Annotated in this window: 25 protein-coding genes; 23 read left to right on the forward strand and 2 right to left on the reverse strand. The window is 64.4% G+C overall.

Annotated features, from left to right (window positions below; translation table 11 throughout):
* Positions 1-140: 140 nt before the first annotated feature.
* The 3 genes from L1787_RS13035 to L1787_RS13045 are packed head-to-tail and all read left to right on the forward strand — an operon-like array spanning position 141 to position 3808.
* Positions 141-653 (forward strand): terminase small subunit, encoded by a 513-nt coding sequence (locus L1787_RS13035; protein WP_235709299.1) that lies wholly within the window; start codon positions 141-143, stop codon positions 651-653.
* Entirely contained in the window at positions 650-1981 is a 1332-nt protein-coding gene (locus tag L1787_RS13040) for a phage terminase large subunit (protein ID WP_235709300.1), read from the forward strand. Before L1787_RS13035 ends, L1787_RS13040 begins: the two co-directional genes overlap by 4 nt.
* A gap of 3 nt (positions 1982-1984) precedes the next feature.
* Positions 1985-3808, forward strand: coding sequence for a phage portal protein (locus L1787_RS13045; RefSeq protein ID WP_235709301.1), 1824 nt, complete (start codon positions 1985-1987; stop codon positions 3806-3808).
* A 23-nt stretch (positions 3809-3831) separates the two neighbouring features.
* Here the strand turns inward: L1787_RS13045 and L1787_RS13050 are convergent, their stop codons facing one another.
* Positions 3832-4104, reverse strand: a complete 273-nt coding sequence (locus tag L1787_RS13050) for a hypothetical protein (RefSeq protein WP_235709302.1) — start codon at positions 4102-4104, stop codon at positions 3832-3834.
* A gap of 53 nt (positions 4105-4157) precedes the next feature.
* Here L1787_RS13050 and L1787_RS13055 point away from each other — a divergent pair, with 53 nt between their 5' ends.
* The 8 genes from L1787_RS13055 to L1787_RS13090 are packed head-to-tail and all read left to right on the forward strand — an operon-like array spanning position 4158 to position 9744.
* On the forward strand, positions 4158-5267 hold the full coding sequence (locus tag L1787_RS13055) for a DUF2213 domain-containing protein (protein ID WP_235709303.1): 1110 nt from the start codon (positions 4158-4160) through the stop codon (positions 5265-5267).
* Entirely contained in the window at positions 5267-5635 is a 369-nt protein-coding gene (locus L1787_RS13060) for a head decoration protein (RefSeq protein WP_235709304.1), read from the forward strand. Before L1787_RS13055 ends, L1787_RS13060 begins: the two co-directional genes overlap by 1 nt.
* 25 nt (positions 5636-5660) lie before the next feature.
* Entirely contained in the window at positions 5661-6674 is a 1014-nt protein-coding gene (locus L1787_RS13065; protein ID WP_235709305.1) for a major capsid protein, read from the forward strand.
* A 60-nt stretch (positions 6675-6734) separates the two neighbouring features.
* Entirely contained in the window at positions 6735-7334 is a 600-nt protein-coding gene (locus L1787_RS13070) for a hypothetical protein (RefSeq protein ID WP_235709306.1), read from the forward strand.
* Positions 7335-7337: 3 nt separating this feature from the next.
* Positions 7338-7811, forward strand: a complete 474-nt coding sequence (locus L1787_RS13075; protein ID WP_235709307.1) for a DnaT-like ssDNA-binding protein — start codon at positions 7338-7340, stop codon at positions 7809-7811.
* Position 7812: 1 nt separating this feature from the next.
* The gene (locus L1787_RS13080; protein WP_235709308.1) at positions 7813-8223 is read left to right on the forward strand and encodes a hypothetical protein; all 411 of its coding nucleotides are present in this window, start codon (positions 7813-7815) and stop codon (positions 8221-8223) included.
* 12 nt (positions 8224-8235) lie between these two features.
* Positions 8236-9270, forward strand: coding sequence for a phage minor head protein (locus tag L1787_RS13085; protein ID WP_235709309.1), 1035 nt, complete (start codon positions 8236-8238; stop codon positions 9268-9270).
* 3 nt (positions 9271-9273) lie between these two features.
* Positions 9274-9744 carry a hypothetical protein gene (locus tag L1787_RS13090; RefSeq protein ID WP_235709310.1) on the forward strand — a complete coding sequence of 157 codons (471 nt, stop codon included), beginning with the start codon at positions 9274-9276 and terminating at the stop codon, positions 9742-9744.
* Here the strand turns inward: L1787_RS13090 and L1787_RS13095 are convergent.
* The gene (locus L1787_RS13095) at positions 9701-9940 is read right to left on the reverse strand and encodes a hypothetical protein (protein WP_235709311.1); all 240 of its coding nucleotides are present in this window, start codon (positions 9938-9940) and stop codon (positions 9701-9703) included. The genes L1787_RS13090 and L1787_RS13095 overlap by 44 nt on opposite strands.
* A 25-nt stretch (positions 9941-9965) precedes the next feature.
* On the opposite strand from L1787_RS13095, the gene L1787_RS13100 reads away from it, so the two are divergent.
* Genes L1787_RS13100 through L1787_RS13160 form a run of 12 tightly spaced genes read left to right on the forward strand, consistent with a single transcriptional unit; the run spans position 9966 to position 23115 of the window.
* Entirely contained in the window at positions 9966-10403 is a 438-nt protein-coding gene (locus L1787_RS13100; protein ID WP_235709312.1) for a DUF4128 domain-containing protein, read from the forward strand.
* Positions 10404-10413: 10 nt separating this feature from the next.
* Positions 10414-10599 carry a hypothetical protein gene (locus tag L1787_RS13105; protein WP_235709313.1) on the forward strand — a complete coding sequence of 62 codons (186 nt, stop codon included), beginning with the start codon at positions 10414-10416 and terminating at the stop codon, positions 10597-10599.
* 3 nt (positions 10600-10602) lie between these two features.
* Positions 10603-11511 (forward strand): phage tail tube protein, encoded by a 909-nt coding sequence (locus L1787_RS13110; protein WP_235709314.1) that lies wholly within the window; start codon positions 10603-10605, stop codon positions 11509-11511.
* A 57-nt stretch (positions 11512-11568) separates the two neighbouring features.
* On the forward strand, positions 11569-11970 hold the full coding sequence (locus L1787_RS13115) for a hypothetical protein (protein ID WP_235709315.1): 402 nt from the start codon (positions 11569-11571) through the stop codon (positions 11968-11970).
* Positions 11971-11995: 25 nt separating this feature from the next.
* Positions 11996-12313, forward strand: a complete 318-nt coding sequence (locus tag L1787_RS13120; protein WP_235709316.1) for a phage tail assembly chaperone — start codon at positions 11996-11998, stop codon at positions 12311-12313.
* A gap of 9 nt (positions 12314-12322) precedes the next feature.
* Positions 12323-15913, forward strand: a complete 3591-nt coding sequence (locus L1787_RS13125; protein WP_369415094.1) for a phage tail tape measure protein — start codon at positions 12323-12325, stop codon at positions 15911-15913.
* Entirely contained in the window at positions 15913-16620 is a 708-nt protein-coding gene (locus L1787_RS13135; protein WP_235709317.1) for a hypothetical protein, read from the forward strand. Before L1787_RS13125 ends, L1787_RS13135 begins: the two co-directional genes overlap by 1 nt.
* On the forward strand, positions 16620-17201 hold the full coding sequence (locus L1787_RS13140; RefSeq protein ID WP_235709318.1) for a transcriptional regulator: 582 nt from the start codon (positions 16620-16622) through the stop codon (positions 17199-17201). Before L1787_RS13135 ends, L1787_RS13140 begins: the two co-directional genes overlap by 1 nt.
* Entirely contained in the window at positions 17198-17632 is a 435-nt protein-coding gene (locus tag L1787_RS13145; RefSeq protein WP_235709319.1) for a DUF6950 family protein, read from the forward strand. The genes L1787_RS13140 and L1787_RS13145 overlap by 4 nt, the downstream gene beginning before the upstream one ends.
* On the forward strand, positions 17614-20286 hold the full coding sequence (locus tag L1787_RS13150; protein ID WP_235709320.1) for a hypothetical protein: 2673 nt from the start codon (positions 17614-17616) through the stop codon (positions 20284-20286). Before L1787_RS13145 ends, L1787_RS13150 begins: the two co-directional genes overlap by 19 nt.
* Before the next feature lie 27 nt (positions 20287-20313).
* On the forward strand, positions 20314-22752 hold the full coding sequence (locus L1787_RS13155; protein WP_235709321.1) for a hypothetical protein: 2439 nt from the start codon (positions 20314-20316) through the stop codon (positions 22750-22752).
* A gap of 6 nt (positions 22753-22758) precedes the next feature.
* Positions 22759-23115, forward strand: coding sequence for a hypothetical protein (locus tag L1787_RS13160; protein ID WP_235706465.1), 357 nt, complete (start codon positions 22759-22761; stop codon positions 23113-23115).
* Positions 23116-23191 lie beyond the last annotated feature (76 nt).

Raw genomic sequence — 23191 nt, forward strand, 5'->3', positions numbered from 1 at the left:
ACCAGGGCGGCTGACACCAAACAACCCACTCCGAAGCCTCGGCACAGGATTGCCCGCAACGGTGAAACCGGGGTGAACATCAGCAAAGCCCGGACAAGAGAGGCGCCATGCGTGGAAATGATGCGCGCCATCGGTCGACAATGACCAAACTCACAGACAAGCAGGCGCGCTTCGTCGAAGAGTATCTGATCGACCTCAATGCCACGCAGGCCGCGATCCGCGCCGGCTATAGCCCGAAGACGGCGACAGCGGCCGGGTCCAAGAATCTAGCGCTTCCTAAAATCGCCGCGGCGATCATGGAGGCGAAGGAGGCCCGCTCGGAGCGCACGAAGGTGGACGCGGACTGGCTTCTTAAGCGCCTCGCAGAGGAGGCCGAGGCAGATCTCGCCGATCTCTACGCCGAGGATGGCGCGCTTCGGCCGGTTCGCGACTGGCCGAAGGTCTGGCGGAAGGGCCTCGTTGCCGGCATCGACGTCGAGGAGATCCGGGAGGAGGGGGTTGTCATTGGCCTCGTCCGCAAGGTGAAGCTCTCCGATCGGGTTAAGCGGCTCGAGCTGATCGGTAAGCATGTCGACGTCCAGGCCTTCCGCGAGCAGGTGGAGCACCGGGGCGGTATTGCGCTCACCGTCTCCCAGGACGACGCCGAGCTTTGACCGCCGTCCTCACGCCGAAGCAGCTGGAGGCGAACCGCCTACTCGGCAGCCCGGCGCGGAACATCATGCTCCGGGGCGGCTCTCGTTCCGGGAAGACGTTCATCCTCATCCGGGCGATCATCCAGCGAGCTATCAACGCGCCTGGCTCGCGGCACGCGATCTTCCGGTTCCGGTTCAACCACGCGAAAACGTCGGTCTGGTCGGACACTCTGCCAAAGGTGCTCGATCTGTGTTTCCCCGCGCTCCGGGTGCGCTTCGACAAGACGGACTTCTTCGTCGAGCTGCCGAACGGTTCGCAGATCTGGATCGCCGGCCTCGACGATAAGGAGCGAGTCGAGAAGATCCTCGGCCAGGAATACGCGACACTCTATTTCAACGAGAGCAGCCAGATCCCTTGGGGCTCTGTTGAGACGGCGATGTCTCGCCTTGCCCAGAAATGCACACTGGCCCCGGAGATCGCCAGGGCTACGGGGCGCGCCTTCCTGGCGCTCAAGGCCTACTTCGACTGCAACCCGCCGTCTAAGCTGCATTGGTCGTTCCAGATGTTCCGGGCCAAGGTTAAGCCCGGGACAAAGGAGGCTCTACCAAACCCGGCCGACTATGCCGAGATGCTGGTGAATCCGGCGGACAACGCCGAGAACCTGCCGCCCGAGTATTTCGACGTGCTCGCCAGCATGTCCGCGGCGAAGCGGTTGCGGTTCGAGCAGGGCGAGTGGGCGAGCGAGGTCAACGGCGCGCTGTGGGCGCTCGAGGATCGCAAGGCACCGGACGGCAAGCGGATGCCAGGAATCGACAGCCTGCGCGTCGTGGCTGCTCCGGAATTGCAGCGCATCGTGGTGTCGGTCGACCCATCTGGCACCCGCGGCGATGGCGCAGGCGACGATATCGGCATCGTGGTCGCCGGCAAGGGCATGGACGGTGCGGCCTACATCCTCGAGGACGCCACCTGCCAGATGTCGCCCGAGGGATGGGGCCGCCGCGCCGTCGAGAGGTACGACCACTACCGCGCCGACCGTATCATCGGGGAGCGCAACTTCGGCGGCGATATGGTGCGCTTCACCGTCGCCACCGCCGACCGGCGCGCTGCCTTCCGGGAGGTCGTAGCGAGCCGCGGCAAGGCTATCCGGGCCGAGCCGATCAGTGCGCTCTATGAGCAAGGCAAGGTCCACCACGTCGGGAGCTTCCCGGACCTAGAGGACCAAATGTGCAACTTCACCGCCTCGGGCTTCGTCGGCGAGGGGTCTCCTGACCGCGCCGACGCGATGGTCTGGGCACTCACCGACCTGATGCTGACCGACGGCTACGACCTCGTTTCCGCGACAGGGTAGGCAATGCAGATCAGCGACACCTTTCGCGGGCTCGTCAACGCCATGTCCGGGCTCGGCGGGGAGAGGGACAAGGCTGTTGCTGGCACTTGGGCCTTTCAACCACTCGAGCGGCAGCAGTTGGAAAGCGCATATCGATCAAACTGGATGGCGCGGAAGGCTGTCGACATCCCCGCATTCGATATGATGCGAGAGGGATGGGCATGGCAGGCCGACGAAGCCGTCGTTGGGCAGATCGAGAACGAGGAAAAGCGTCTTGGTGTCCGCCGGCATGTGCTTCGCGCGATCAAGTTGGCGAGGCTCTACGGCGGCGCTGCCATTATCGTTTCGGATGGATCCCACAATCATTCGCTGCCGCTCAACGTTGAGCGGATTGGCCAGCGTGGTGTGTCCTTCATCAAGGTGCTGGATCGCTATCATCTGTTGTCGGGCGATCTGAACACAGACCCACTATCGCCGAACTATCTGGAGCCAAATTACTACGACGTGGCGAGCACAGCCGGTGGCTCGACACGTGTCCACCCGTCGCGTGTCATTCGTTTCATCGGCGTAGACCTACCCACCGAACTGGAGACCCTCACCGATCGCTGGGGCGACAGCATCCTTGATGCGGTCGAGACCGCGATTCGTGACGCGACGTCTGGTCAGCAGGGCATCGCAGCGCTGATCCAAGAGGCGAAGGTCGACGTCTTCCGGATCGACGGCTTCATGCAGCGCATTCAAGACGCGCGTTACAAGCAGGCAGTCCAGGACCGATTTGGTCTCGTCAGCCGCATGAAGTCGCTCGTGAATGCCGTCGTGCTCGACAAGAACGACGAGTACGAACAGAAGACGGTGAATTTCTCGGCGCTGCCAGATGTGCAGCGGCTCCAACTTCAGATCGTGAGCGGCGCGGTCGATATCCCGGCGACGCGTTTCTTGAGCCAAGCTCCGCAGGGGATGAACGCCACCGGCGAAGGTGACGAGAGGAACTATTATCAGCGCATTGGTGCCGATCAGGAATTGACGCTCCGCGACCCGTTGGAGCGTCTATTTGGCTTCACAGTGCGATCCGCACTCGGGACGTATCCCGACGATCTCTGGTTTCGTTTCCGCCCGCTCTGGCAGATGAGCGACAAGGAGCGCGCCGAGATCTTTAAGACGAAAGCCGACGCGGCCCGCACTCTCGCAGGCACCGGTGGGATGTCGCCGGAAATCCTGCCGATCGAGGCGCTGTCCGACGCCATGGTCAATACGCTCGAGGAAGATGGAACGCTGATCGGCCTCGCCGACGCGATCGATGAGTACGGGAAGCTCTCCGAGCAAGAGGACGATCCGGCTGAAATCCAAGCGGCGATGACGCCGCAGTTGCCGCCCGCCGCCGGCGAGGGGGACGACGATGAGGCAGTGGCCGATGCCGCGCCTCGAGCTCTCTACGTCAGTCGGAAAGTGCTCAACGGCGACGCCATTGTGAGCTGGGCGAAGTCGCAAGGCTTAGGCAGCGTTCTCCCTGCCGCAGACTTGCACGTGACGATCGCTTTCAGCCGCGCGGCACTGGATTGGATGAAGGTCGGCGAGAGCTGGAATGGCGAGCTGAAGATCGCCGCCGGCGGTCCTCGGATGATGGAACGCTTCGGCGATGCCGTCGTGCTGCTCTTTGCGTCGAGCGAGCTGTCCTGGCGCCACGAGGCCATCCGTGCGGCCGGCGCGTCCTGGGACCACCCGGAATACCAGCCGCATATCACGATCAGCTACGCGGCCGACGGTGTCGACCTCTCGAATGTGGAGCCCTACCGAGGCGAAATCGTGCTGGGGCCGGAGATCTTCGCTGAGGTCGAGGACGACTGGTAGGCTGGGATCCGCGAGGAGTAGAGCTACGGGCTACGGGCCTTCAGCCAAGCCGCTGCAGCTGGCTCGACGCCCCACGTCCCCCAATCGAATGGATGCACCAGCTGGATCACTGCGAGACCATCGTCAGCGTCGATGTGCCTTCGGATCGTATCTCGAACCCCTGAAGCAGATCCGCTCAGCTCCGCCAGATAGACTGACTCGAGCAGCATCACAGCGTTCCATTGCCCGAGGCAGTGATAGAGATCCGTGTAATTCCGCTGCTTGCGTAGGTCATGCGTGATCAGAAACGACGCCATTCAATCCTCCCTGTGGGTTTTATCCCGCAATTTGAGCACGAGTTCGGACCTTTATGCAATTCACGGATGCTGTAACCGTCTCGGGGGCGCGGCGGCGCGATGACGGCTACCTTGTCGTCGACGCCCGCGTCGCCCGCACCGGCATCCAGACCTATGCCGGCTTGGAGGTCGACAAGCCGGACGTGCCGCTGGTGCGGGTCTACCGGCCCGAGGACGAGGTGTTCTCCCGCGAGGCGATGGCGTCGTTCGCGCACCGACCGATCACGAACGATCATCCGGCGGAGCCTGTCAGCGCGAACAATTGGAAGGCGCTCGCGAAAGGCTACTCGGCCGACGAGATCGCCCGGGACGGCATGTTCCTACGCGTGCCCCTCATGGTGGCCGACGCCGCGACCATCGCCGAGATCGAGAGCGGCAAGCGGGAGTTGAGCGCGGGCTACACCGCGGTCCTCGACTGGATGTCTGGAACCACGCCTGACGGCGAGGTCTACGACGCCGTGCAGCGGCGCATCCGCGCCAACCACATCGCCGTAGTGCACCAGGCGCGCGGCGGCGCTGAACTCCGCATCGGCGATGCCGACTCAAAAGCATGGGGCGCGAGCCCCGTCCATGACGCAGCAACGGAGGATTCCATGAGCTTGCGCAAGATCATGGTGGATGGGCTCCAGGTCGAAGTGACCGATGCCGGCGCCCAGGCCATCGAGAAGCTCACCGGGGAGCGCGATGATGCCCGGAAGTCCCTCTCCGATGCCGAGGCCGCGCATATCGCTTCGGTGAAGGCGAAGGACGAGGAAATCGGCACGCTGAAAGCCGAGGTCCAGAAGGCGCAGGACGCTGCACCGACGCCGGCTGACCTCGACCGCATGGTCGCCGATCGCGTTGCGCTCGTCACCACGGCCAAGAACGTCGTGGCCGACGTGAAGCACGAAGGTCTGACCGACGCAGAGATCCGCAAGGCGGTTGTCGCTGCGAAGCTCGGTGACGAGATCGTCGACGGTGCGTCCGACGACATGGTTGCCGGCATGTTCAAAGCGGTGGCCGCCGACGCCAAGCCGGTGGATCCGCTGCGAGCCACCGGCGGCGTCCAGGCCAACGACGGTGGCACGTCTTGGAATGACGCTGCGTTCAGCCGCGCCGGCGTCAAGATGAAGGGGGCCCGCTGATGGTCACGCTCACCGAAGGTATTCGCAACGCCTCCTTCCTCGTGTCGGAGGCCAACGGCATGTATCGCAGCCGGGAAAAGGTCACGGTGACCGTTCCCAGCGGCGGGATCGCGGCCGGCACCGTGCTCGGCGCGATCACCGCTTCGGGCAAGTACGTCCGCCACGACTCCGGCCTTTCGAACGGAGCCGAGACCGAGGCCGGCATTCTCTACGAAACGCTGACCGCAGCCGGTGACGCCGAAGTGACCATCATCGCGCGCGATGCCGAAGTGGTCGGCGCGCACCTGACCTACGAGGACGGCGCCGACGCCGCGGCCATCACCGCGTCGAACACGGCCCTCGCCTCGCTGGGCATCATCGTCCGCTAAAGGAGGGACCGTCGAAATGGCGTCCATGGACATCTTCAACTCGTCCGCCTTTTCGATGACGTCCCTGACCGGGGCGATCGACAAGGTGGACTATGTTCCGCAGCTGCTTGGTCAGCTCGGGATCTTCGAGCCCATGCCGGTGCGTACCCGCACGGTGTGGGTGGACCGTCGCGATGGAGCGCTGACCCTTATCCCGACTTCGCCGACCGGTGCGCCGCCGGAGGAGCTGGTAAAGGACGATCGCGACGCGGTCGCCCTGAAGGCCACGCGCCTCGCGAAGGGGTTCACGCTCTACGCCGAGGAGGTGCAGGGCATCCGTGCATTCGGCTCCGAGACGGAGTTCATGCAGGTCCAGGCCGAGTACTTGCGCCGCATGGCCGACGTCCGGACCGATATGGAGCTGACGCACGAGTATCACCGCCTCGGCGCGCTGCAGGGCGTGCTGCTCGACGCGGACGGCTCGACTGTCATCTACGACTATTTCGACGAGTTCGGGGTGGCCGAGGCCGCGGCGATCAACTTCGAGCTCGACGTGGATACGACCGACGTCCACAAGGCCATCAAGGACCTCGTCCGCTCGATGATCCGTGCCTCGCGCGGCGCGTTTACGCCGGGCACCACGATCCACGCGATCTGTGGCGACGACTTCTACGATGCTCTCGTGTCGCATCCGAACGTCGAGAAATTCTACCTCAACCAGCAGGCCGCGCGTGAGCTACAGGCGGCGCAGGGGCAGGTGTGGGAAAGCTTCCGCCTTGGCGGCGTGACCTTCCACAACTACCGCGGTACCGACGACAACTCGACGGTCGCGATCGACACGGACGAGGCGAAGTTCTTCCCTGTCGGCGCTCGAGGCGTGTTCAAGAAGGCGATGGCGCCGGCCGAGTTCGGCCCGTACGTCAACACGATGGGGCAGGATGTCTACGCCATGAACATCCCGGACCGGGATCGTCAGGCTTGGACGCGCGGCGAGCAATATTCGTACCCGCTTTATCTCTGCCAGCGCCCCGAGGTGCTGCGGAAAGCCACTCGCACTTGATCGGCGGACTGGGCGGAGCTTCGGCTCCGCTCAAACTGTGACATTGGAGGATAGACCGCGATGGCCACACTGCAGGTGGAGAACGGCGCAATTCGCGCCAAGGCGTTCAAAGTGTACGGCGGCTTCGTGCGCGTCCGTCCGGGCAAAACCGCTATAATCAAAGACGCTGCCGAGCTGACCCACGATCGCATTGCGGCGTTTGATCGAGAAGGCGTGAAGGTCACGCAGATGGTCGACGAGGCGCGCGAGAGTGCCGGCGATCAGCTGCCAGTAGCGCCGCGGATATTCGAGTCGAAAGCATGGGCTGCAGAGGTGGAGGCGATTGCCGCGGCGGCAGTTCGTAAGCTGCTCGACGAGCATCCGCAAACGCAAGAAGACGCAGCGGTTGCGCAGCCCGCTGATCCGGGACCTTCCCCGCCTCCGGCCGAGGCAAGTGCGACCGTGGTGCCTTTGGCAACGACTGAGCCAGTACCCCCGCGCGCGGCGTTTGAGGCGAAGCCGTCCTTCACCGTCATCGACAAGGGGCGCGGCTGGTACGTCATCACCGCCGACGGCAAGGAGCTGACCAAGTCGCTTCGGAAGGAGGACGTCGACGGCTTCGACGCTCTGTCCGACGAGGACAAGGGAGCCTTCGTCGAGGCTCACAAGGTCGAAGGCTGACCCATGGTCTACGGTGACGCCGCGGGCTTCTCGGCATACGCGGCTGCGAACGGGTACACGTCGCCCGCCGGTGATATCGACGCCGCCCTTGCCCGCGCGACCACGTATCTGGATGGCCTTTACGGCCGGCGTTTCTCAGGCGCGCCTATTGGCGGCGCCGCGCAGAATCGTGAATGGCCCCGTGCTGGCGCTGTCGACGTCTACGGCTATGCCCTTCCGCCTGAGGTGGTGCCGGCGCGGGTCATCAACGCGACTTATGAGGCAGCGCTCCTGGAGCTCGCTTCCCCTGGCTCGCTCTCGGCAACGATCACCCCGGACCAGCGCAAGGTGCTGACGAAGGTGGACAAGATCGAGTGGGAGATCGTGCCGGGCGGCAAAGACGGTGTCGAGGGCGCCACGCCGACGTCGACGCGGATCGAGGGCATTCTTTGGCCGCTCCTGATGCGGGCAGATCTGCCAGCCGCGATGGTGGTCTGAGATGGCCGAGAACTGGACCACCATTGCCGCCGAGGTTGCCGCCGGGCTCGCCGAGGTTGCCGACGTCTCGCAGTCGGGCGGTTATCCGGTGACGCTGCGTAAGACGTCGACGACTGGCGGAGACCCGTGGGATCCCGGCAGCGGCACCACCACTGCGGTCGACTCGACCCTGACCGCGGTCGAGACACTGCGCCAAGTGCGCGACCTGACCGGCACATTGACCGAACGCACAGTGAGAACACTGTTGGTGAATGCCAATTCCGGCGTCGCGCCGAGCGATGACGACATGATCGCATTGGGAGTGGCGGCTGACGACGTCGAACCAGAAACTCCGTTTGAGGCGATCGATGCGGTGAGGGCACTCGCGCCAGCTGGGATCGCCGTTCTCTACGAGATTGATCTGAAAACGTAGGGATGCATCCGCATGGCCCGCAAGGTATCCATTCAGAAGCGTCTGGAGGCCATCGCCGCACGTCTTGAGCCGGGAATTCAACAAGCGTTCATCGATGCGATGCGGGCATCAGTGACAGCATTGGAGTTGCGGACCTTCATCGATCGTCTGTCTGAAGGCGATATTGAAGGAGCAATCTCCCTCATCGAGGTGGATGAGGGTGCCCTTTCGCCAATGATCGAGCAAATCAGGCAGTCCTATAGCGAGGCTGGAAACGAAGCGGCCGGCGACATCCCGAAACTTCAAGATCGCACCGGTCGGCAAGTCGTGATTCGCTTCAACATGCGGTCACCGCGCGCCGAACAATGGCTCGCCGAAATGTCGAGTCGTATGGTGACGGAGATCCGCGCAGAACAGCGCCAAATGATCCGGGCCAACCTGACGGAAGGCATGGTCGACGGCAGAAATCCGCGAAATGTGGCGCTCGATCTCGTTGGCCGCATCAATAAGGTGACGGGCCGCCGCGAGGGGGGCGTAATTGGGCTCACGCGGCAGCAAGCGCAATGGGTCGCCAATGCGCGCGAAGAGCTATCAGGTGGACCTGACCAATTAGCCACCTTCCTCGGACGCTGCGGCCGTGACAGACGCTTTGACCGGACGATCACGGCAGCGATGCGCGAAGGCCGGGCGCTATCCGTCACGCAGGTCAACCGGATTTCCGGTCGGTACGCCGATAGGCTCTTGCAGTTGAGGGGCGAGACGATCGCGCGCACAGAGATGCTCGGCGCGCTCAATTCCGCGTCGAAAGAGGCGTTTGACCAGGCGCTCGACACAGGGATTGTACGCGAGGAGCAGGTGACGAAGACGTGGCGTTCGGCAGGGGACGGGCGAGTGCGCGAAAGTCACCAGCGGCTGAACCGCGAGACCGTCGGGCACAATGAGCGGTTCTCAAACGGCCTGCTTTACCCCCACGAGCCTGGTGCACCGGCAAGGGAAGTCATCCAGTGTCGGTGCATTGCCTCCCGACGGATCGATTTTCTCGCTGGGTTCCGAGCACAGGGCGATTGATCGATGGCCGCGAAGTCCTTTGCTGCGCAGGTCGAAGACATGGTGACGCGCAGCAAAGCGAAGCTCGAGGCTGTGTGGAAGCAGTCAACGCAAGACGTGGTGGATCTAATCCAAACGACGGCCAACGAGGGTGGCCGGATGCCGATTGACACCGGCTATCTACGCGCTTCGCTGCAAGCCTCGCTCGACGATTTCCCAATGGTGGCACGTGAAGGTCCATCGCTTGATCAGCGGTATGAGAAGAATGCCGAGGAAATATCGCTGGTGATCGCTTCAGCTGATCTCGGTGGCAAGGTGATGTTCGGCTTCGTCGCGGCGTATGCCATGCGCATGGAGTATGGCTTTGAAGGCACCGATGAACTCGGCCGCCAGTATCATCAATCCGGTTTTGGTTTCGTTCGTGGTGCCGTCGACGAGTGGCAGTCAATCGTCACGAAGAACGCGTTGAAGGTGAAGGGCCTCGGCGCACTTTGACTTCGGTTTGAGCGCGTTCGATGGCATCGGCTGCGTCCTTCGCTGCGAAGGATGCGCCGCATGCGGCCAATATCTTTCGCGCGGCATCGAGCACCGAATTGCCGAAATGAGTGTCGCCCGCTTCGTCGCCGAGCGCACACCACGCGTTTTGCAAACGAATGCGGATCTCGTCATCGGACAAACGGTCATCAGCCATAGCCAAACGATAGCAGGCGCCGACCATGGCCGAAAAGCAAATCTTTACGGTGCTTGCCGACCGGCTGGGAACGCTCGTGCTCTCGCCGACGCTCCCGATCGCGTGGCCGAACGTCGATTTCACTCCGCCGCCGCGCACAGGCGTGGGGAAGGGCGCCTATCTCAGAGCGTCACATATCCCCACGACTACTGATCAGATCACGCTCGGTGACAGTGGTTACAATCGACACCGCGGAATCTTCCAAATCGATGTCGTGTGGCCTGCGAACGGTGGGTTGGTCGCGCCAATGAAGGTGGTCGACGCGATCATTGCGCACTTTCAGCGCGGCACCGTCCTCACTGAGGGCGGCCACATCGTTCGGATTTACGCGCCGCCCCATCCTGGGCCGGTCATTTCTTCGCCGCCGCAAATTCAGATCCCCGTATCGGTCCGCTACCAGGCCGACGCGCCCAATCCATCCTGACGAGGACATCATGACGAAGACGGTGACGATGGTCGCCTCGCGGGCTTTCCCGTTGAGGGACGAGAACGGTGACGGCGTGCGCCGGGCCAAGCCTGGCGAAACGCTTCGCGTCGGCGAGAGTGAAGCGCGCGCTCGTGAAGGCGCTGGCAAGGCGGAGCGTGTGGTGGCGCCCCAGATGTCTGACAAGGAGGGCTGATCAATGCCGTTCGCAACTGGCGCACGCCACGGGCTTAGCTACGTCGCGGAGTCGACGTACGGCACCACGCCGGGCTCGCCGTCCATGCTGGCGCTACGACATACATCGTCGTCGTTGCAGCTCAACAAGGACAATTTCGTCTCCAACGAGATCCGCAACGATCGGCAGATCGAGGACATGCGTCACGGCACCAAACAGGTCGGCGGCGACATTGGGATCGAGCTGTCCTATGGAGCCTTCGACGACATCCTTGAGAGTGCGCTGTTCGGCTCCTGGGCAACCGATGTGCTCAAGGCCGGAACCGCCGTGAAGTCCTTCACGATGGAGCGACAGTTCGGCGACATCGGACAATACGAGGTGTTTACCGGTTGTCTCGCGAACACGTTCAGTCTGTCGATTTCACCCAACGCGATGGTGACGGGAACGATCGGCATCATGGGGAAGGACGCAACTCTGTCCGGAACCTCCCTTGGCGCGCCCGGTGCTGCCGCGTCGAATCCGCCCTTTGACGGATTTTCTGGGACGCTTTCGGAGGGGGGCTCCGCGATTGCGAACGTGTCCGCGCTGGAACTGACGCTCGACAACGGCATCACGCCTGCATTCGTCATCGGCTCTGACGTGACGCCGCAGATGATTGCCGGACGGTCGAACCTCACGGGTACCCTGACGGCCTATTTCGAGGACTTGGCGCTCCTGAACAAATTCATTGACGAGACGGAAAGCTCGCTTGAGCTGACCCTTGAAGGAGCATCGGGTGGCGATCTCACGATCACTATCCCTCGGATCAAGTACACGGGCGGACAGAACCCGGTGAATTCGGCCGAGGAAGCCATTCCGCTGACGATGCCGTTCCAGGCGCTCCGGTCGAGCTCGGATGGAACTAACCTGATCCTGACGCGGACCCCGGCCTAAGCGTCGGGGCTAGCGCCCTTTTTTTCTCGATTCATCCCCCTGCAGAGACCGTGGACTATGGCGAATTTTGACGTTTCCAAGCTCGATGAGATCACGAATCAGACGCTCGACGAGGTCGAAATCACGATCACCCATCCCAACGGCCAGCCGCTCGACATCCGCTTTCGGATCGTTTCGACGGATCATCCGCGCGTGCGCAAGGTGGTCAAGCGCAACATCAATTTGATGCAGCGCGCACAGCAACGCGGCCGGCCGCTTTCGGCTGAACAGGTCGAAGATCTGGCGACCGATGTCGTGGTGGCGCATGTCGTGTGGTGGAACCTCGAAGCCCATGGCGAGCCAACCCCGTGCACCGAAGAGAACGTCAAGGCGATCTTGAACGCGCACCGCTGGATCGAGCGCCAGGTGGTGGAGGCGCGCGACGACGCCGCGACGTTTCTCCGAGGATCTGACGACTGAGCTTTGCGCTGCCGTCTTGGAGCGCGTGCGGCTCGAATTCCCGGACGCAAACGGGACCATCCTTCTCGATCACTATGCACAATTGGGGATCGACTTTGATCTTCCCGAGCCGCCCGAATGCGCGGCGCACGTGTGGGCGTGGTTTTGGCAGTTGTCCAATGCCCGGGGCGGGGGCGGATTCTCCATCGCTTCGATCGCATATTCCGAGATCGCGGCATGGGGTGAGCTAACCCTTGCAGATCCGACGCCGACCGAGATTGGCATGATCAAGGCCATGGATGCCGCTTTCCTCGATGCGGTCGAGAAACGTCGAAAGGTCGGGGCAAAACCCGGCAAGAAGTAGGGGCCGGCCATGATCGACGTCGCTACGCTGGGCTTTGAGTCTGACAGCAGTGGGCTAGTCAAGGCCAAGCGCGATTTAGACCGGATCGTCCCCTCGGCGAAGAACGCCGAGAAGGCGGCGGACGAATACGGGAAGACGGCCAAAGAAAGCGGCGACAAGGTTGAGAAGTCGACCACCAAGGCGAAGGCGAGCACGGAAGCGCTCGGCCGCGCTTTCGGAGGGCTCCGCAATCAGGCGGTCGCGTTCGGCGCGGCGTTCTTCGCGTCCATGGCGGCGGCGTTCAGCACCAAGCCGCTCTTTGAATTCTCCACCGCCCTTGCCGAGGTGTCGACGCTCGTCAATGTCGCCACCTTCGACATGGCGGGGCTTCGTCAATCTGCGCTTCAGCAGGCCGCGGCGTTCGGCACCGCGCCGACGATGCAGGTGCAAGCCTTCTATCAGGCGATCTCGGCCGGCGCGTCGGCGGCGGCCGATGCGGCCGAGACGCTGGATGTTGCCAACCGCCTCGCTATCGGCGGCGTCACCGACATCACCACGGCGACTGACGGCTTGACGTCCATCATGAACGCGTACGGGGACAAGGTCGCGAGCGCGACCGCGGTTTCGGATGCGATGTTCGTCGCGATGCGCGCCGGCAAGACGACGATCGGCGAACTCTCCTCAACCCTCGGCCAAGTCGCGCCGCTCGCCGCGCAGACGGGGGTTTCCTTCGACGAACTCACAGCCGCGATTGCCGCGCTGACGAAAGGCGGTATTTCGACATCGCAGGCGGTCACCGGCGTTCGCGCGATCCTCGCCGCTGTGGCGAAGCCGACCTCGGAAGCCGCGAAGCTGGCCAAGCAACTCGGCCTCGATTTCACTGCGTCCGGCCTCGCGTCGAAGGGCTTCACCAGCTTTCTGAATGACCTTCTCGAAGCGACTGGCGGGAGTACAGAACAGCTTTCCTTGCTCTTCGGCGGTGTTGAAGCATTGGTGCCTATCATGGCCTTGTCGGGACAGGCTGGGCGCGATTTCGCTGCGGTCCTTGATCAGATGGCCAATAAGGCGGGCGCGACCGCTGAAGCCTACCGCAAGTTGGAGAACACGCCAGCGTTCCAGGCAAATCGCGTCTGGGCCGCCTTGCAGGTGGAAGTCCTCGGCCTCACGACGGCCATGGGTGGCGGTCTCACCGCGGCGCTGCGCGAAGTCGCGGACAACTTCGGCATTGTGGCGAGCGTCGCGAAAATCACCGGAGCGACGCTCCTCGTTGCCTTTGGTCCGGCGATCCTCGGCGCGGTGAAGGCGCTCACGGTCGCGATCGGCACGGGCCTTGTGGGGGCTTTCCGCGCCCTCACCGCTGCGATGATGGCGAACCCCCTCGGGGCGCTAGCCATCGCCATCACAGCAGTGATCGCCACGGCCTGGGAGTTCCGGGACGAGATCAACCGCATCTTCGGCGTCGATCTCGAAAGCGCGGTCGGGGGCTTCTCCGACTATCTCCGCGTCGAGATGCGAACCGCTTTCGATCAGGTCAAAATGGTTTGGGCCGCGCTTCCTGATCTGTTCGGCGATATCGGCCTGCTCGCCGCCGAGCGGCTGGTCAACAATACGCTATTCGGCATCCGCAAGGTGTCCGAGGGCGGAAGCTGGATCTGGAAGCAGCTTGGCTTCGACGTAGCGTCGATCCCGGAACTCGATTTGTCGGATTTCCTCTCTCCGGCGGGCAAGGCCCTTCGTGAGGAAATGAGGCGAGCGCGGGAAGCGAACGCCGCCGCGGTCGCCGGCGAGCGTGGATCAGCGGAAAACCCGATCGTGCTCGACGAGATCATCGTTCCGCCCACCGCGGGCGGCGGCTCTCGATCGGCGGCGAGTGCGATGCAGGAACTCACCGACAAGCAGAAAGCCTTGCAGAAGGCCTATGCTGATATCGTCGCCGGGGCGAAGGACCACATCGTCCAACAACAGCTTGAGCGCGACGCGCTGTCCATGACGGCCGAGGAAGCCGCGACGCTCCGGTATGAATACGACCTCCTCAACCAAGCGAGGCGGGCCGGCATTCAACTTGGACCGGAGCAGATCGGCGACCTTCAAGCGCTCGCGCGCGGGATGGCCGCGGCGGACACGCAGGCAAAGGCCGCGGCCGATGCCGTGGCGCGCGTCCAAGAGGGAATCGACGCGAGCAAAGAGGCGACGCGGGGCTTTATCGGCGATCTCGTCGGCGGGCTTCGCGAGGGCAAGCGCATGGTCGACGTGTTGCGTGACGCCTTCAACAACCTGTTTGACCGCATCCTCAATCGCGCGATGGATATGTTCGTCAATGCGATCTTTGGCGGGCCGGCCGGCGCAGGCGGTGCTGGCGGCGGGGGCATCTTCGCCGCTCTGTTCGGCGGTGCGGCGGGCGGCTCAACGGCCGGCGGCGGATCGGCAGCGACGGCGGTCGCGCAGGCGATATCTGGATCGCTTCCGGATGCGATCGCGCGGACGTCTGTCCCGTCCGTTGGTTCGGCCGTAGCCGGCGGCGCGGCCTCCACCGCTCTCGCGGGAGGGGTGCGCGGGGACACGATCGGCCGCGCGTCCCAATATCTCGGGCTCAATGAGAGCGCCAACGCCACTGCGATCAGCAACTTCCTGGCCGGTGCGGGGAATCGGCTTGATCCGAAGAAAACGGCGTGGTGCGCCGCGTTTGCTGATGCGGTACTGGCCGCTGAGGGCCTGCCCACGCAAGGCAGCCTTTGGGCTCGCGATTTCATGAACTACGGCACCGGAACGGAAAACCCGGTGCCGGGCGATCTCGCCGTGTTTAAGCGAGGTTCCGGTGGCCATGTCGGCTTTTTCAATGGCTATTCCGAGGACGGCCGAATTCGTGTGATCGGCGGCAATCAAGGTGGCTCTGCCATGGGTGGTGGCGGTGTGACCGAAGCGCTTTACGGGACCGATAACCTTCTCGGCTTCCGTAGCGTGGGGAGCCCGCAACAGACGATCGACGCCGCGGCGCAGCAGATGGCGACGGCGGCGGCCGGCGCGGCCGAAGCGGCGACCAACCTGCAAACCGGGCTGACACAGTCGTTCACGAGCACGGTCGAAGGAATGAGCGAGGCCGGCAGCGGCTTCGTCTCGCAGTTCGGCGGGGCTCTGCAAAGCGTCGTCGGCGGCATCGGAAGCGCCCTATCATCGGCGAGTATCGGCATCGTCAAAAGCCTGACCTCGGCGGGTGTTGGCGGCCTGTTCGCCAACGGCGCCGCCTTCTCCAATGGCAACGTCGTCGCGTTCGCCAATGGTGGTGTCGTCGGCGGGCCGACTATGTTCCCGATGTCCGGCGGGCGAACGGGGCTGATGGGTGAAGACGGGCCGGAAGGCATCGTCCCGCTCAAGCGTGGCCGCGATGGTCGGCTCGGCGTTTCCATGCACGGTATGCAGCCGCAGGTGATCGAGCGCGAGCGCTTGGTAATCGTCAACGCGGGCGTCGAGCGCAACGGCAATCTCGAGCTCTTCGTCGACGAACGGGCCGACCGTATTGCCTCGACGAAAAGCAACGAGGTACGTGGCGAGATCGGCCCTCGGAGCGAAGCCGCTCGCCGACAGAATGAGCGGCGCCGCATCCAACCTGCCAGAGGCGTTTGATGGTCGTGCGTCGTCTGTTGCCGTGGCCGGAAGGCGTCGGCGTTTCCTACATCGAACCCATGTCCGGGCCGGCCGTGCGCGGGTCCGGACAGAACACGTTCCTAACCGGCGACGAGCAAACCTTCTCGACGCCGGGCGATCGCGTCTCATTCAGGCTCGAATTCCCGCCGATGCAGGGGGAGACGGCGCGGCGCTTTCGGGCGTGGAAAATGGGGCTTGCGAACGGCGCAAACTGGACCCGTTTTCGCGTCCCGGACGGCGACCGGGCGCAATGGTCTGAGATCGGCATTTCTGGTCAGACGGCACTCTGGAACTATCAGCAGACGTGGTCAGATGGGAACCCGTGGGAACCACACATCGGCATCGTCGGTGTCGGCGGTGCCCGCGCGGCCGGTTCCAACACGGTGCGCCTCCAAAACAACAATTGGGCGAACGCGATCGCCGTCGGCTGGATGCTCGGCTTCGTGCCGTTTCACTTCGGTTGCTATTGGGTGACGGAGGTCTTGGAGGATCGCGAATTCAGGATCTGGCCGAACCTCCGATCCACTCTGCCGGCCAATGCCGCCGCGACGCTACAACCCGTCCTGGCTATGGCGGCCGTGCCGAACTCGGCGAGCGGCGGGCGAGGCATCAACTCGACGGAGGGTGAAAGCGTGGCCCTTCGCGAAGTCATCAACCCCTACGTTCAAGCGGCGGCGTTCTTCTGATGGCATACCTTTTCGACGCCACCGACGAAGCCGCGCTCGATGCCATGCACGTTTGCCGGGCGTGGTTTGCCGACGTCGTCTTGCCGACGGGCCGGAGGCGGCTCTGGACTGGCGACGGGCCGATCACCATCGGCGGGGTGACATGGGACGGGACCTCGGATCCGTTCGGCGGCCAGCTCGTCAGTCTCACCGACGTGCAAGAGGTCCGGTTCGGCCAAGCGCCGGCCGCGGTGGCGGTGATCAGCGGCGCCAACCGCTCATGGCTCAAAGCCGTGTGGGACAGTGACGGCGTGATCGGTGCGCAATGCGATCTCTATTTCGCCGTCTTCGATCAGGAGACGCTCGGGGCTCTGGTCGATCTCAAGCTCATGTTCCAAGGCAAGATCACGGGCGTTCACTTCGAGATGGGCGGCGGGCTCGTGACGCGCGCCATCGTCGTGCGCATCGGGTCTTGGGAAGAGGCCCTAAACTACGCCGCGCTCGCGACCGACTGGTCGCCGGACGGTCAGCGATCGCGGCAGGCCGTGGACCGAGGTCTCGATTATGTCGGATCGAAAGCGCAGGTCGATTTCCGGCCATGATTAGCGCGACGATGAAGGATCGAGGCGAGAAATTGCGCGCCGCAGTGGCTGCACTCGACGGCGTTCCGGTGACGTGGGGTGTCGACGACTGCTCTGCCTGGCCCGCCTCGTGGGTCGCAGGGGTCACCGGGTGGGAGGTCTTGTGGCCGGCCTACGCAAGCGAGGATGAAGCGCACCGGCTGATCGACGACGCTGGTGGACTCGACGTCTTGTGGTCTGAGATCGCGGGCGAGTGCGGCTTGCGCCGGCGGGTGAAGGGCGAAGAGCCATGTCTCGGCGACGTCGGACTTATCCGAACGGCCTTTCATGATGCGATGGTCGGCGTCGTCTTCGCGCACGGTCGCACAGCTTGTTGGCGGCATGTTGCTGGGGTTCACCGCTTGTCCGTCAGGCATCAAACGATCGTCGCGGCGTGGGCGGTCCCGCTGTGAAGGGGTGGTTCAAGGTTTGGCTCTACGGGACAACCTCGGTTGTCGCGATCACCCCCACCGCCGCGCACGCGGATCCGGTTTCGATCGGCGGGGTGGTTCTAGGCATCCTCGCGCCGTCCCTTGCCGCCTCGACGGTCGCATCCGGCATTGTCGGTGGCCTGCTTCTCGGTGCGCTCGGCATCGCCGCCAACCTTCTCTTCGCGCCGAAACCGCCGAAGACACCGACGCCGGACACGCTCAAGAATAGTTTTGAGCTCGAAGAGGGGCCGGGCGTCTTTGCCTTCGGCCGCGTCCGCGCCGGTTGGAAGATCGCGTTCGGGAGGACGGACGGCTATCTGATCTATCAGCTCGGCTTGCATTATTTCGGGCCGACGGGGGCGAGCGCCGTCGAGACCTGGATCTATGATGATCGCGAAATCGTGGTCGAGGCGAATGGCGCTGTCTCTTCGCCGCCTTGGACCAAATACAACGGCTCGTGGATGACGCTGAAGACGAAGATCGGCGACGGCAGCGAGAACGCTTGGCCGGAACTTGTTGCCGCCTTCGACGGATGGACCACGAACCATCGCGTGCGCGGCATCGTTCAGACGCTCGCGATCTTCGAGAACCCTGGGTTCTCGGAGAACCCGACGAAATTCAACCGGCTCTATTCGCAGGGCATCAAGGCCGTCGAGCGGATTGAGCGGGCCGGGCTTTTCTATGATCCGCGCGACCCCGCGCAGCACATGAACAACCCGGCCACGTGGACTTGGACGATGAACGCGGTCTTGATCGCGCTTCACTTCCGCCGCAAGCGGCCTGGCGTCGTGAATGCCGATTTTGACTTCGCGCTGATCGGCGCTGCGGCGGACGCGGCCGACGCGCTCGTCGAGACGCGCGCCGGCGAAAACGTATGGCTCGGCGGCGCCGCGCCCGACGGAATCGTCGACGATCCAGGCGGCGGGACGGGAGCCTACAACCCGACGACGCGGACCTTTTCGTGCACGGGGAGCGGGGGTACGTCCTCCGCGCGGCCTTTGTTCCGCTGGATCGACGCCGTTGAGCCTGGAACGCGCTATCTCGTCGGTTTCACCTTCACCGGCGATGCCGATCGCCTTAATTCGATCGTGCTCGGCGACGAGACGGTCCCGCTCACGGCGACCCCCGTCACGGTCGGGGGGCAACCGGCGATCCAGTACACGGGCGAGGTGGTCGCGACCGATAACGATTTCATCCGGTTCACCTGGGATGGGCGCTCGGCATTCTCGGCGACGGCCACCTCCGGCTATGTCCGTGAGAAGCGCTTCGAGCCGCGCGCGCGCCTCTCGGGTGGCGGGCAAGGGCAGATTACGACGGACTTTATTCAAGCGCTTTATCGAAGCGGGGGGCTCGAAGAGTACCGGACCGCGCAGAACAAGATCGCGATCCGGGTCGTCGACGATTATCCCGCGGCCGAGGGGGTGATCCGGGCAAACCGCATCAAGCGGATGCGGGTCAACAAGGGGCTGGAGAGCGTCGACCGGCCGAACGTCTTCCAGGTCGAGTTCTATTCGGCCGAGCGGCAATATGTGGTCTCGCGCGTGCCGCTCCACGGCATCAACCAGGCGGGCGCCTATACCGGGCCGGACTGGGCGCGCTTCGAGAGCGAGATCGCGCTTACTGAAGAGCGCGAGGAGACGCTTTCTTACGAGTTTTGCCCGTCCGCCTATCAGGCCCAGCGCCTCGCGCGGCGCGAGGCCTACATGATGCGCGCCGATACAGGCACGCTCGTTCTGAGCATGTTCACGGCCTTGGCGTTGTGGGGCAAGCGCACCGTCGATATCGAGTTTCCCGACTTCGGAGCGGGCGATGGTGACGTGGTCACGAAGCGATGCAAGATCGACGCGCCGCGTGTGGACGACGAGACTGGCGAGGCCGAGGTCGCCTTCGCAATCATCCCCGATGCGCTAACCGGCGACTATCTGCCGAACACTTACGAGCGCGCCGCGCCGCCGGTCCTGCCGCTCGAAAGCTATGAGGCCGTGCTCGACACGCCGGACCCGCCGAACTTTGCCGTCGGGATCAAATATCTCCCTGGCGGCGCACGGGCGGGGCGCAATGAGGTTCGTTTCCGCATGACGCCGGTCACCGACGCGCATCGCGCCGAGATCAACATGCGGACCTACACGGGAGCCCTGCCGGATCTGTGGCAGGGCGCCAACGAGCGCGGGCTCGCGATGGCCTGGAAGGCCGGGGATTTTGAGGGCCAGAAACTCGACGCTCGATTGCGCTACTTCGACGAGGATCTCGAGGGATCGTATTTCTCGGACCTCTTAGAAGTCGGATCTCTCAGCCGGACCAACAACGCGCCGGGCGTTCCCTTCGTCGTCGTCACGCCGGAAGGGGAGAACACTGGAGGCGGAGGCGAGCCGCTCGATGGGTGGACGGTCGACGCGACCGCTCCGACGGGCCTATCCGTCGTCGCGATCCGTGTCACCGCGTCATCATCTGGCGGTCCCGGCACAGGCGAGTTTTTCCGCGAAACCGTCGACGTATTCCCCGACGAGAACGTGACGATCACTGTGCCGTGGGCGGACACGGGCCTCAACCCTGTCGTCATCGAAGTCTCGGCCCTTTCGAGCGACGAAACGGCGAGCTCGGCCCCCGCCTACACCTGGACGCCGCCGGGGCCGTAACCCCAACCAGACAATCGGACGTGATGAATGGCTTACACCTATTCGGGTCGTGAGGCTGCGAACTCGCGCGATACGACCATCCTCGGCACGTATCTCGAAGAGATCGGCGTGCAGGCTGCGGTCGGCGCATTGGGTCTGCGGCTCGGGCGCCCGACGCGGGCCTCTCTCCCGGCGACCGGGAACGCCGTCGACGACCTCGTCGCCGTCTTCAACGACACACCGGGCAATAATGGGGTCTATCGCTGGAACGGGTCGGATTGGGCGCGGATCGGTCCGTTGCCTGGCATCACCGGGCCGCAGGGTGATAGCGCCGTAATTGACTTTGCGACCCTCGCCGAGGCGCAAGCCGGAACGGCCAGCAATAAGGTTATGTCGCCGCTGCGGGTGAGCGACTACATCATCGCGATCCGCGCGTCGCTTGCCGAGGCCGGGGCGGGGGAGCTCGACAACAAGCTCGCAACTCCGCGCGGCGTGAAAAGCCATGTCGACACCCGCCGCGCCGACGAGGCGACCGCAGTCGCGGGCACCGACAACACCACGCTGATGACCCCGGTTCGCGTGAACCAGTACATCAACAACCGGCGATCGGACCTTCTGACGGCCGAGACTGGCACCGATCACACCACGATCATGACGCCGCTGCGGGTCTTTCAGCAGATCACCGCGCGGCTCGCGGATGAAGCGACGGCGGTTGGTGGCGCCGACAACATCCGGTTGATCACGGCCGTTCGGCTCCAGCAATACATCAACAACCGGAGAGCGTCGGCGCCTCAAGCCGCGGCCGGCGAAGACGCCTTCGTCCTCATGACGCCGAACCTCGTCGCCCATTATGTCGAGCAACGGCTCGCGACGCTCGAAGAAGCCCGGGATCGGTCGAACCTCATCAAGCTGATGTCGCCGGCGCGCGTCGCCCAGCAGATCGATGATCGCCGCGCCGATCAGGCGACCGCCGAGGCCGGCGTCAACAGCCTCGCGCTCCTCACCCCTTTGAGCGCCCGCTGGTTCGTCGAAAAATTCGTCGCGGATCGATGGGCGAGCATCGAAACGGCCGCGATCGGCCTCGAGGAGACGCAATTCATCAATCCGCGCGGCGTGAGGGCCTATGTCGATGGGCGCCTCGCGACGCTCGAAGAGGCGCGGGAGGGCAACAGCAACGTCAAGCTGATGGCCCCGAACCTCGTGCGCGAGTACGTCATCGGCCAGCGCGCCGGCGCCGCCGACATGGACAATGTCGTCGGCAATCGCCTCGTCACCCCGCAGTCGATGAAATACGGGATCGACATCCGCCGTGCCGATTTGGACGAAGCCCGGGCGGGCACCGATCACACCAAGATCATGACGCCGCTGCGGGTGAAGCAGCACGTCGACCAGCGCCTCGCGAACGACCCGATCAACTCGGCGACGCAGGCCGCCCTCAACGAGAAGGCCTCGCTCACGGCCCTCAACGCGGTGACGGCGAGCCTCGCGGGCAAGGCGGCGGCTGCCCACACCCACGATGTCGGCGCGATCGACGGCCTCGAGGCGATCCTCGCAACGCGCGGCGCCGGGCTCGGCACCCGCCCCGGCGAGGCGCCCACCGATTGGCTCTCGTCGGTCGACGGCGCCGATACCGCGCTCGCCCATTATGACGCCTCCGCCGTCGCGGTCGGCCAGCACGGCGCGGTGCTCCGCATCAAAGGGCAGGGCGTCGTGGCGCCCGCCGTCCCGCGGGCCTTCGAGAGCTGGCACATCTATCGCCTGCGCGCCGCCTTCCGCATGTACCATCGCGGCAGCGATCCCGCCGGCGACACCGTCACCGTCGGCGTCGTCTGGCTCGACCGGAACAAGAAGCCGATCGGGACCGCGACCTTCGAGGAGATCCGCATCCTCGACGTGCCGGCGCGCTATGTGGCGGGGCCGTTCCACATGGCCCTCGATGCGGGCGAGGGGGTCGAGGCGGTCGCGCCGAACGGCACCGTCTATGCCCGGCCCTTCGTGCGCAGCTTCTCGGCCGACGCCGTCCTCGATGTCGAGGTGATCGAGACCGTCGACACCTGGGATCTCGTCACCTGGACGCCGAGCCTCGTCGGCGCCACCAACGCCGTCGCAGCGCTCGATGCCTCCGTTTCCGCGCTCGCCGCCGAGACGACGGCGCTTGCCGAGAAGATCGACCTCGCGCCGCGCACCGCGCGCCTCACCGTGCCGAACAACGCCGTCGTCGCGGTCGCGCTCGGCGCGCTGACGATCGGCCGCCTCGGCATCACCGGCCCGACCGACGCGCTGTCGGGCGATCTACGCATCAACACACCGGAAACGGGCCTCGCCAAAGCCTGGGGCCTCGGCGGGGTCGAGCTTGCGACCGGCGCCCATTCCGGCACGACCGGCGATCCCGGATCCGTCACCGTCAGCCTCGACGCGCCCGAGCGCCTCCTCGTCGAGAACCGATCCGGATCGACCTTGACCTTCATCACGACGCTCGTGGGGTAACGGCAGATGACCAATCTGACAGCGCGCACCAACGCCGACTTCTTCGCGGCGCTGCGCATCGGCGACGAATACACCCGCGGCCGTCTCGACGATTGGAAGATCGTCATGATGATCCGCGAGAGCGCCGACGCGGCCGGCTTCCTGCACGCCGTCTCGACGACCGGCGGCGGGCTCACGATCACCGATCCCGTCGGCCGGACCGTCGAGATCAACATTCCGATGGAGACGATCGAGGCGATCGGCGTCGGCCGCTACGTCTACGACCTCCAGCTTCAGAACAAGACGACCGAGGTCCGATCATCGACCCCGACCGGCGACTTCGAGATCGTCCAGGGCATCTCGCGCTTCGGAGACCTCGCATGAACGTGCCGATCACCAAGATCGCGATGGAGCGGACCGGCCGCGACGGCCTCGGCGTGATCACCGGCGACGGTGCGCC

Source organism: Acuticoccus kalidii, assembly GCF_021556395.1.
Lineage (GTDB): Bacteria > Pseudomonadota > Alphaproteobacteria > Rhizobiales > Amorphaceae > Acuticoccus > Acuticoccus kalidii.

Excerpts from the sequence above, each read along its gene's own strand:
- L1787_RS13035 (WP_235709299.1), top strand. The coding sequence starts at position 141 with ATGACCAAACTCACAGACAAGCAGGCGCGCTTCGTCGAAGAGTATCTG.
- L1787_RS13045 (WP_235709301.1), top strand. The coding sequence starts at position 1,985 with ATGCAGATCAGCGACACCTTTCGCGGGCTCGTCAACGCCATGTCCGGG.
- L1787_RS13050 (WP_235709302.1), bottom strand. The coding sequence starts at position 4,104 with ATGGCGTCGTTTCTGATCACGCATGACCTACGCAAGCAGCGGAATTAC.
- L1787_RS13055 (WP_235709303.1), top strand. The coding sequence starts at position 4,158 with ATGCAATTCACGGATGCTGTAACCGTCTCGGGGGCGCGGCGGCGCGAT.
- L1787_RS13060 (WP_235709304.1), top strand. The coding sequence starts at position 5,267 with ATGGTCACGCTCACCGAAGGTATTCGCAACGCCTCCTTCCTCGTGTCG.
- L1787_RS13065 (WP_235709305.1), top strand. The coding sequence starts at position 5,661 with ATGGACATCTTCAACTCGTCCGCCTTTTCGATGACGTCCCTGACCGGG.
- L1787_RS13070 (WP_235709306.1), top strand. The coding sequence starts at position 6,735 with ATGGCCACACTGCAGGTGGAGAACGGCGCAATTCGCGCCAAGGCGTTC.
- L1787_RS13075 (WP_235709307.1), top strand. The coding sequence starts at position 7,338 with ATGGTCTACGGTGACGCCGCGGGCTTCTCGGCATACGCGGCTGCGAAC.
- L1787_RS13080 (WP_235709308.1), top strand. The coding sequence starts at position 7,813 with ATGGCCGAGAACTGGACCACCATTGCCGCCGAGGTTGCCGCCGGGCTC.
- L1787_RS13085 (WP_235709309.1), top strand. The coding sequence starts at position 8,236 with ATGGCCCGCAAGGTATCCATTCAGAAGCGTCTGGAGGCCATCGCCGCA.
- L1787_RS13090 (WP_235709310.1), top strand. The coding sequence starts at position 9,274 with ATGGCCGCGAAGTCCTTTGCTGCGCAGGTCGAAGACATGGTGACGCGC.
- L1787_RS13095 (WP_235709311.1), bottom strand. The coding sequence starts at position 9,940 with ATGGCTGATGACCGTTTGTCCGATGACGAGATCCGCATTCGTTTGCAA.
- L1787_RS13100 (WP_235709312.1), top strand. The coding sequence starts at position 9,966 with ATGGCCGAAAAGCAAATCTTTACGGTGCTTGCCGACCGGCTGGGAACG.
- L1787_RS13105 (WP_235709313.1), top strand. The coding sequence starts at position 10,414 with ATGACGAAGACGGTGACGATGGTCGCCTCGCGGGCTTTCCCGTTGAGG.
- L1787_RS13110 (WP_235709314.1), top strand. The coding sequence starts at position 10,603 with ATGCCGTTCGCAACTGGCGCACGCCACGGGCTTAGCTACGTCGCGGAG.
- L1787_RS13115 (WP_235709315.1), top strand. The coding sequence starts at position 11,569 with ATGGCGAATTTTGACGTTTCCAAGCTCGATGAGATCACGAATCAGACG.
- L1787_RS13125 (WP_369415094.1), top strand. The coding sequence starts at position 12,323 with ATGATCGACGTCGCTACGCTGGGCTTTGAGTCTGACAGCAGTGGGCTA.
- L1787_RS13135 (WP_235709317.1), top strand. The coding sequence starts at position 15,913 with ATGGTCGTGCGTCGTCTGTTGCCGTGGCCGGAAGGCGTCGGCGTTTCC.
- L1787_RS13140 (WP_235709318.1), top strand. The coding sequence starts at position 16,620 with ATGGCATACCTTTTCGACGCCACCGACGAAGCCGCGCTCGATGCCATG.
- L1787_RS13145 (WP_235709319.1), top strand. The coding sequence starts at position 17,198 with ATGATTAGCGCGACGATGAAGGATCGAGGCGAGAAATTGCGCGCCGCA.
- L1787_RS13155 (WP_235709321.1), top strand. The coding sequence starts at position 20,314 with ATGGCTTACACCTATTCGGGTCGTGAGGCTGCGAACTCGCGCGATACG.
- L1787_RS13160 (WP_235706465.1), top strand. The coding sequence starts at position 22,759 with ATGACCAATCTGACAGCGCGCACCAACGCCGACTTCTTCGCGGCGCTG.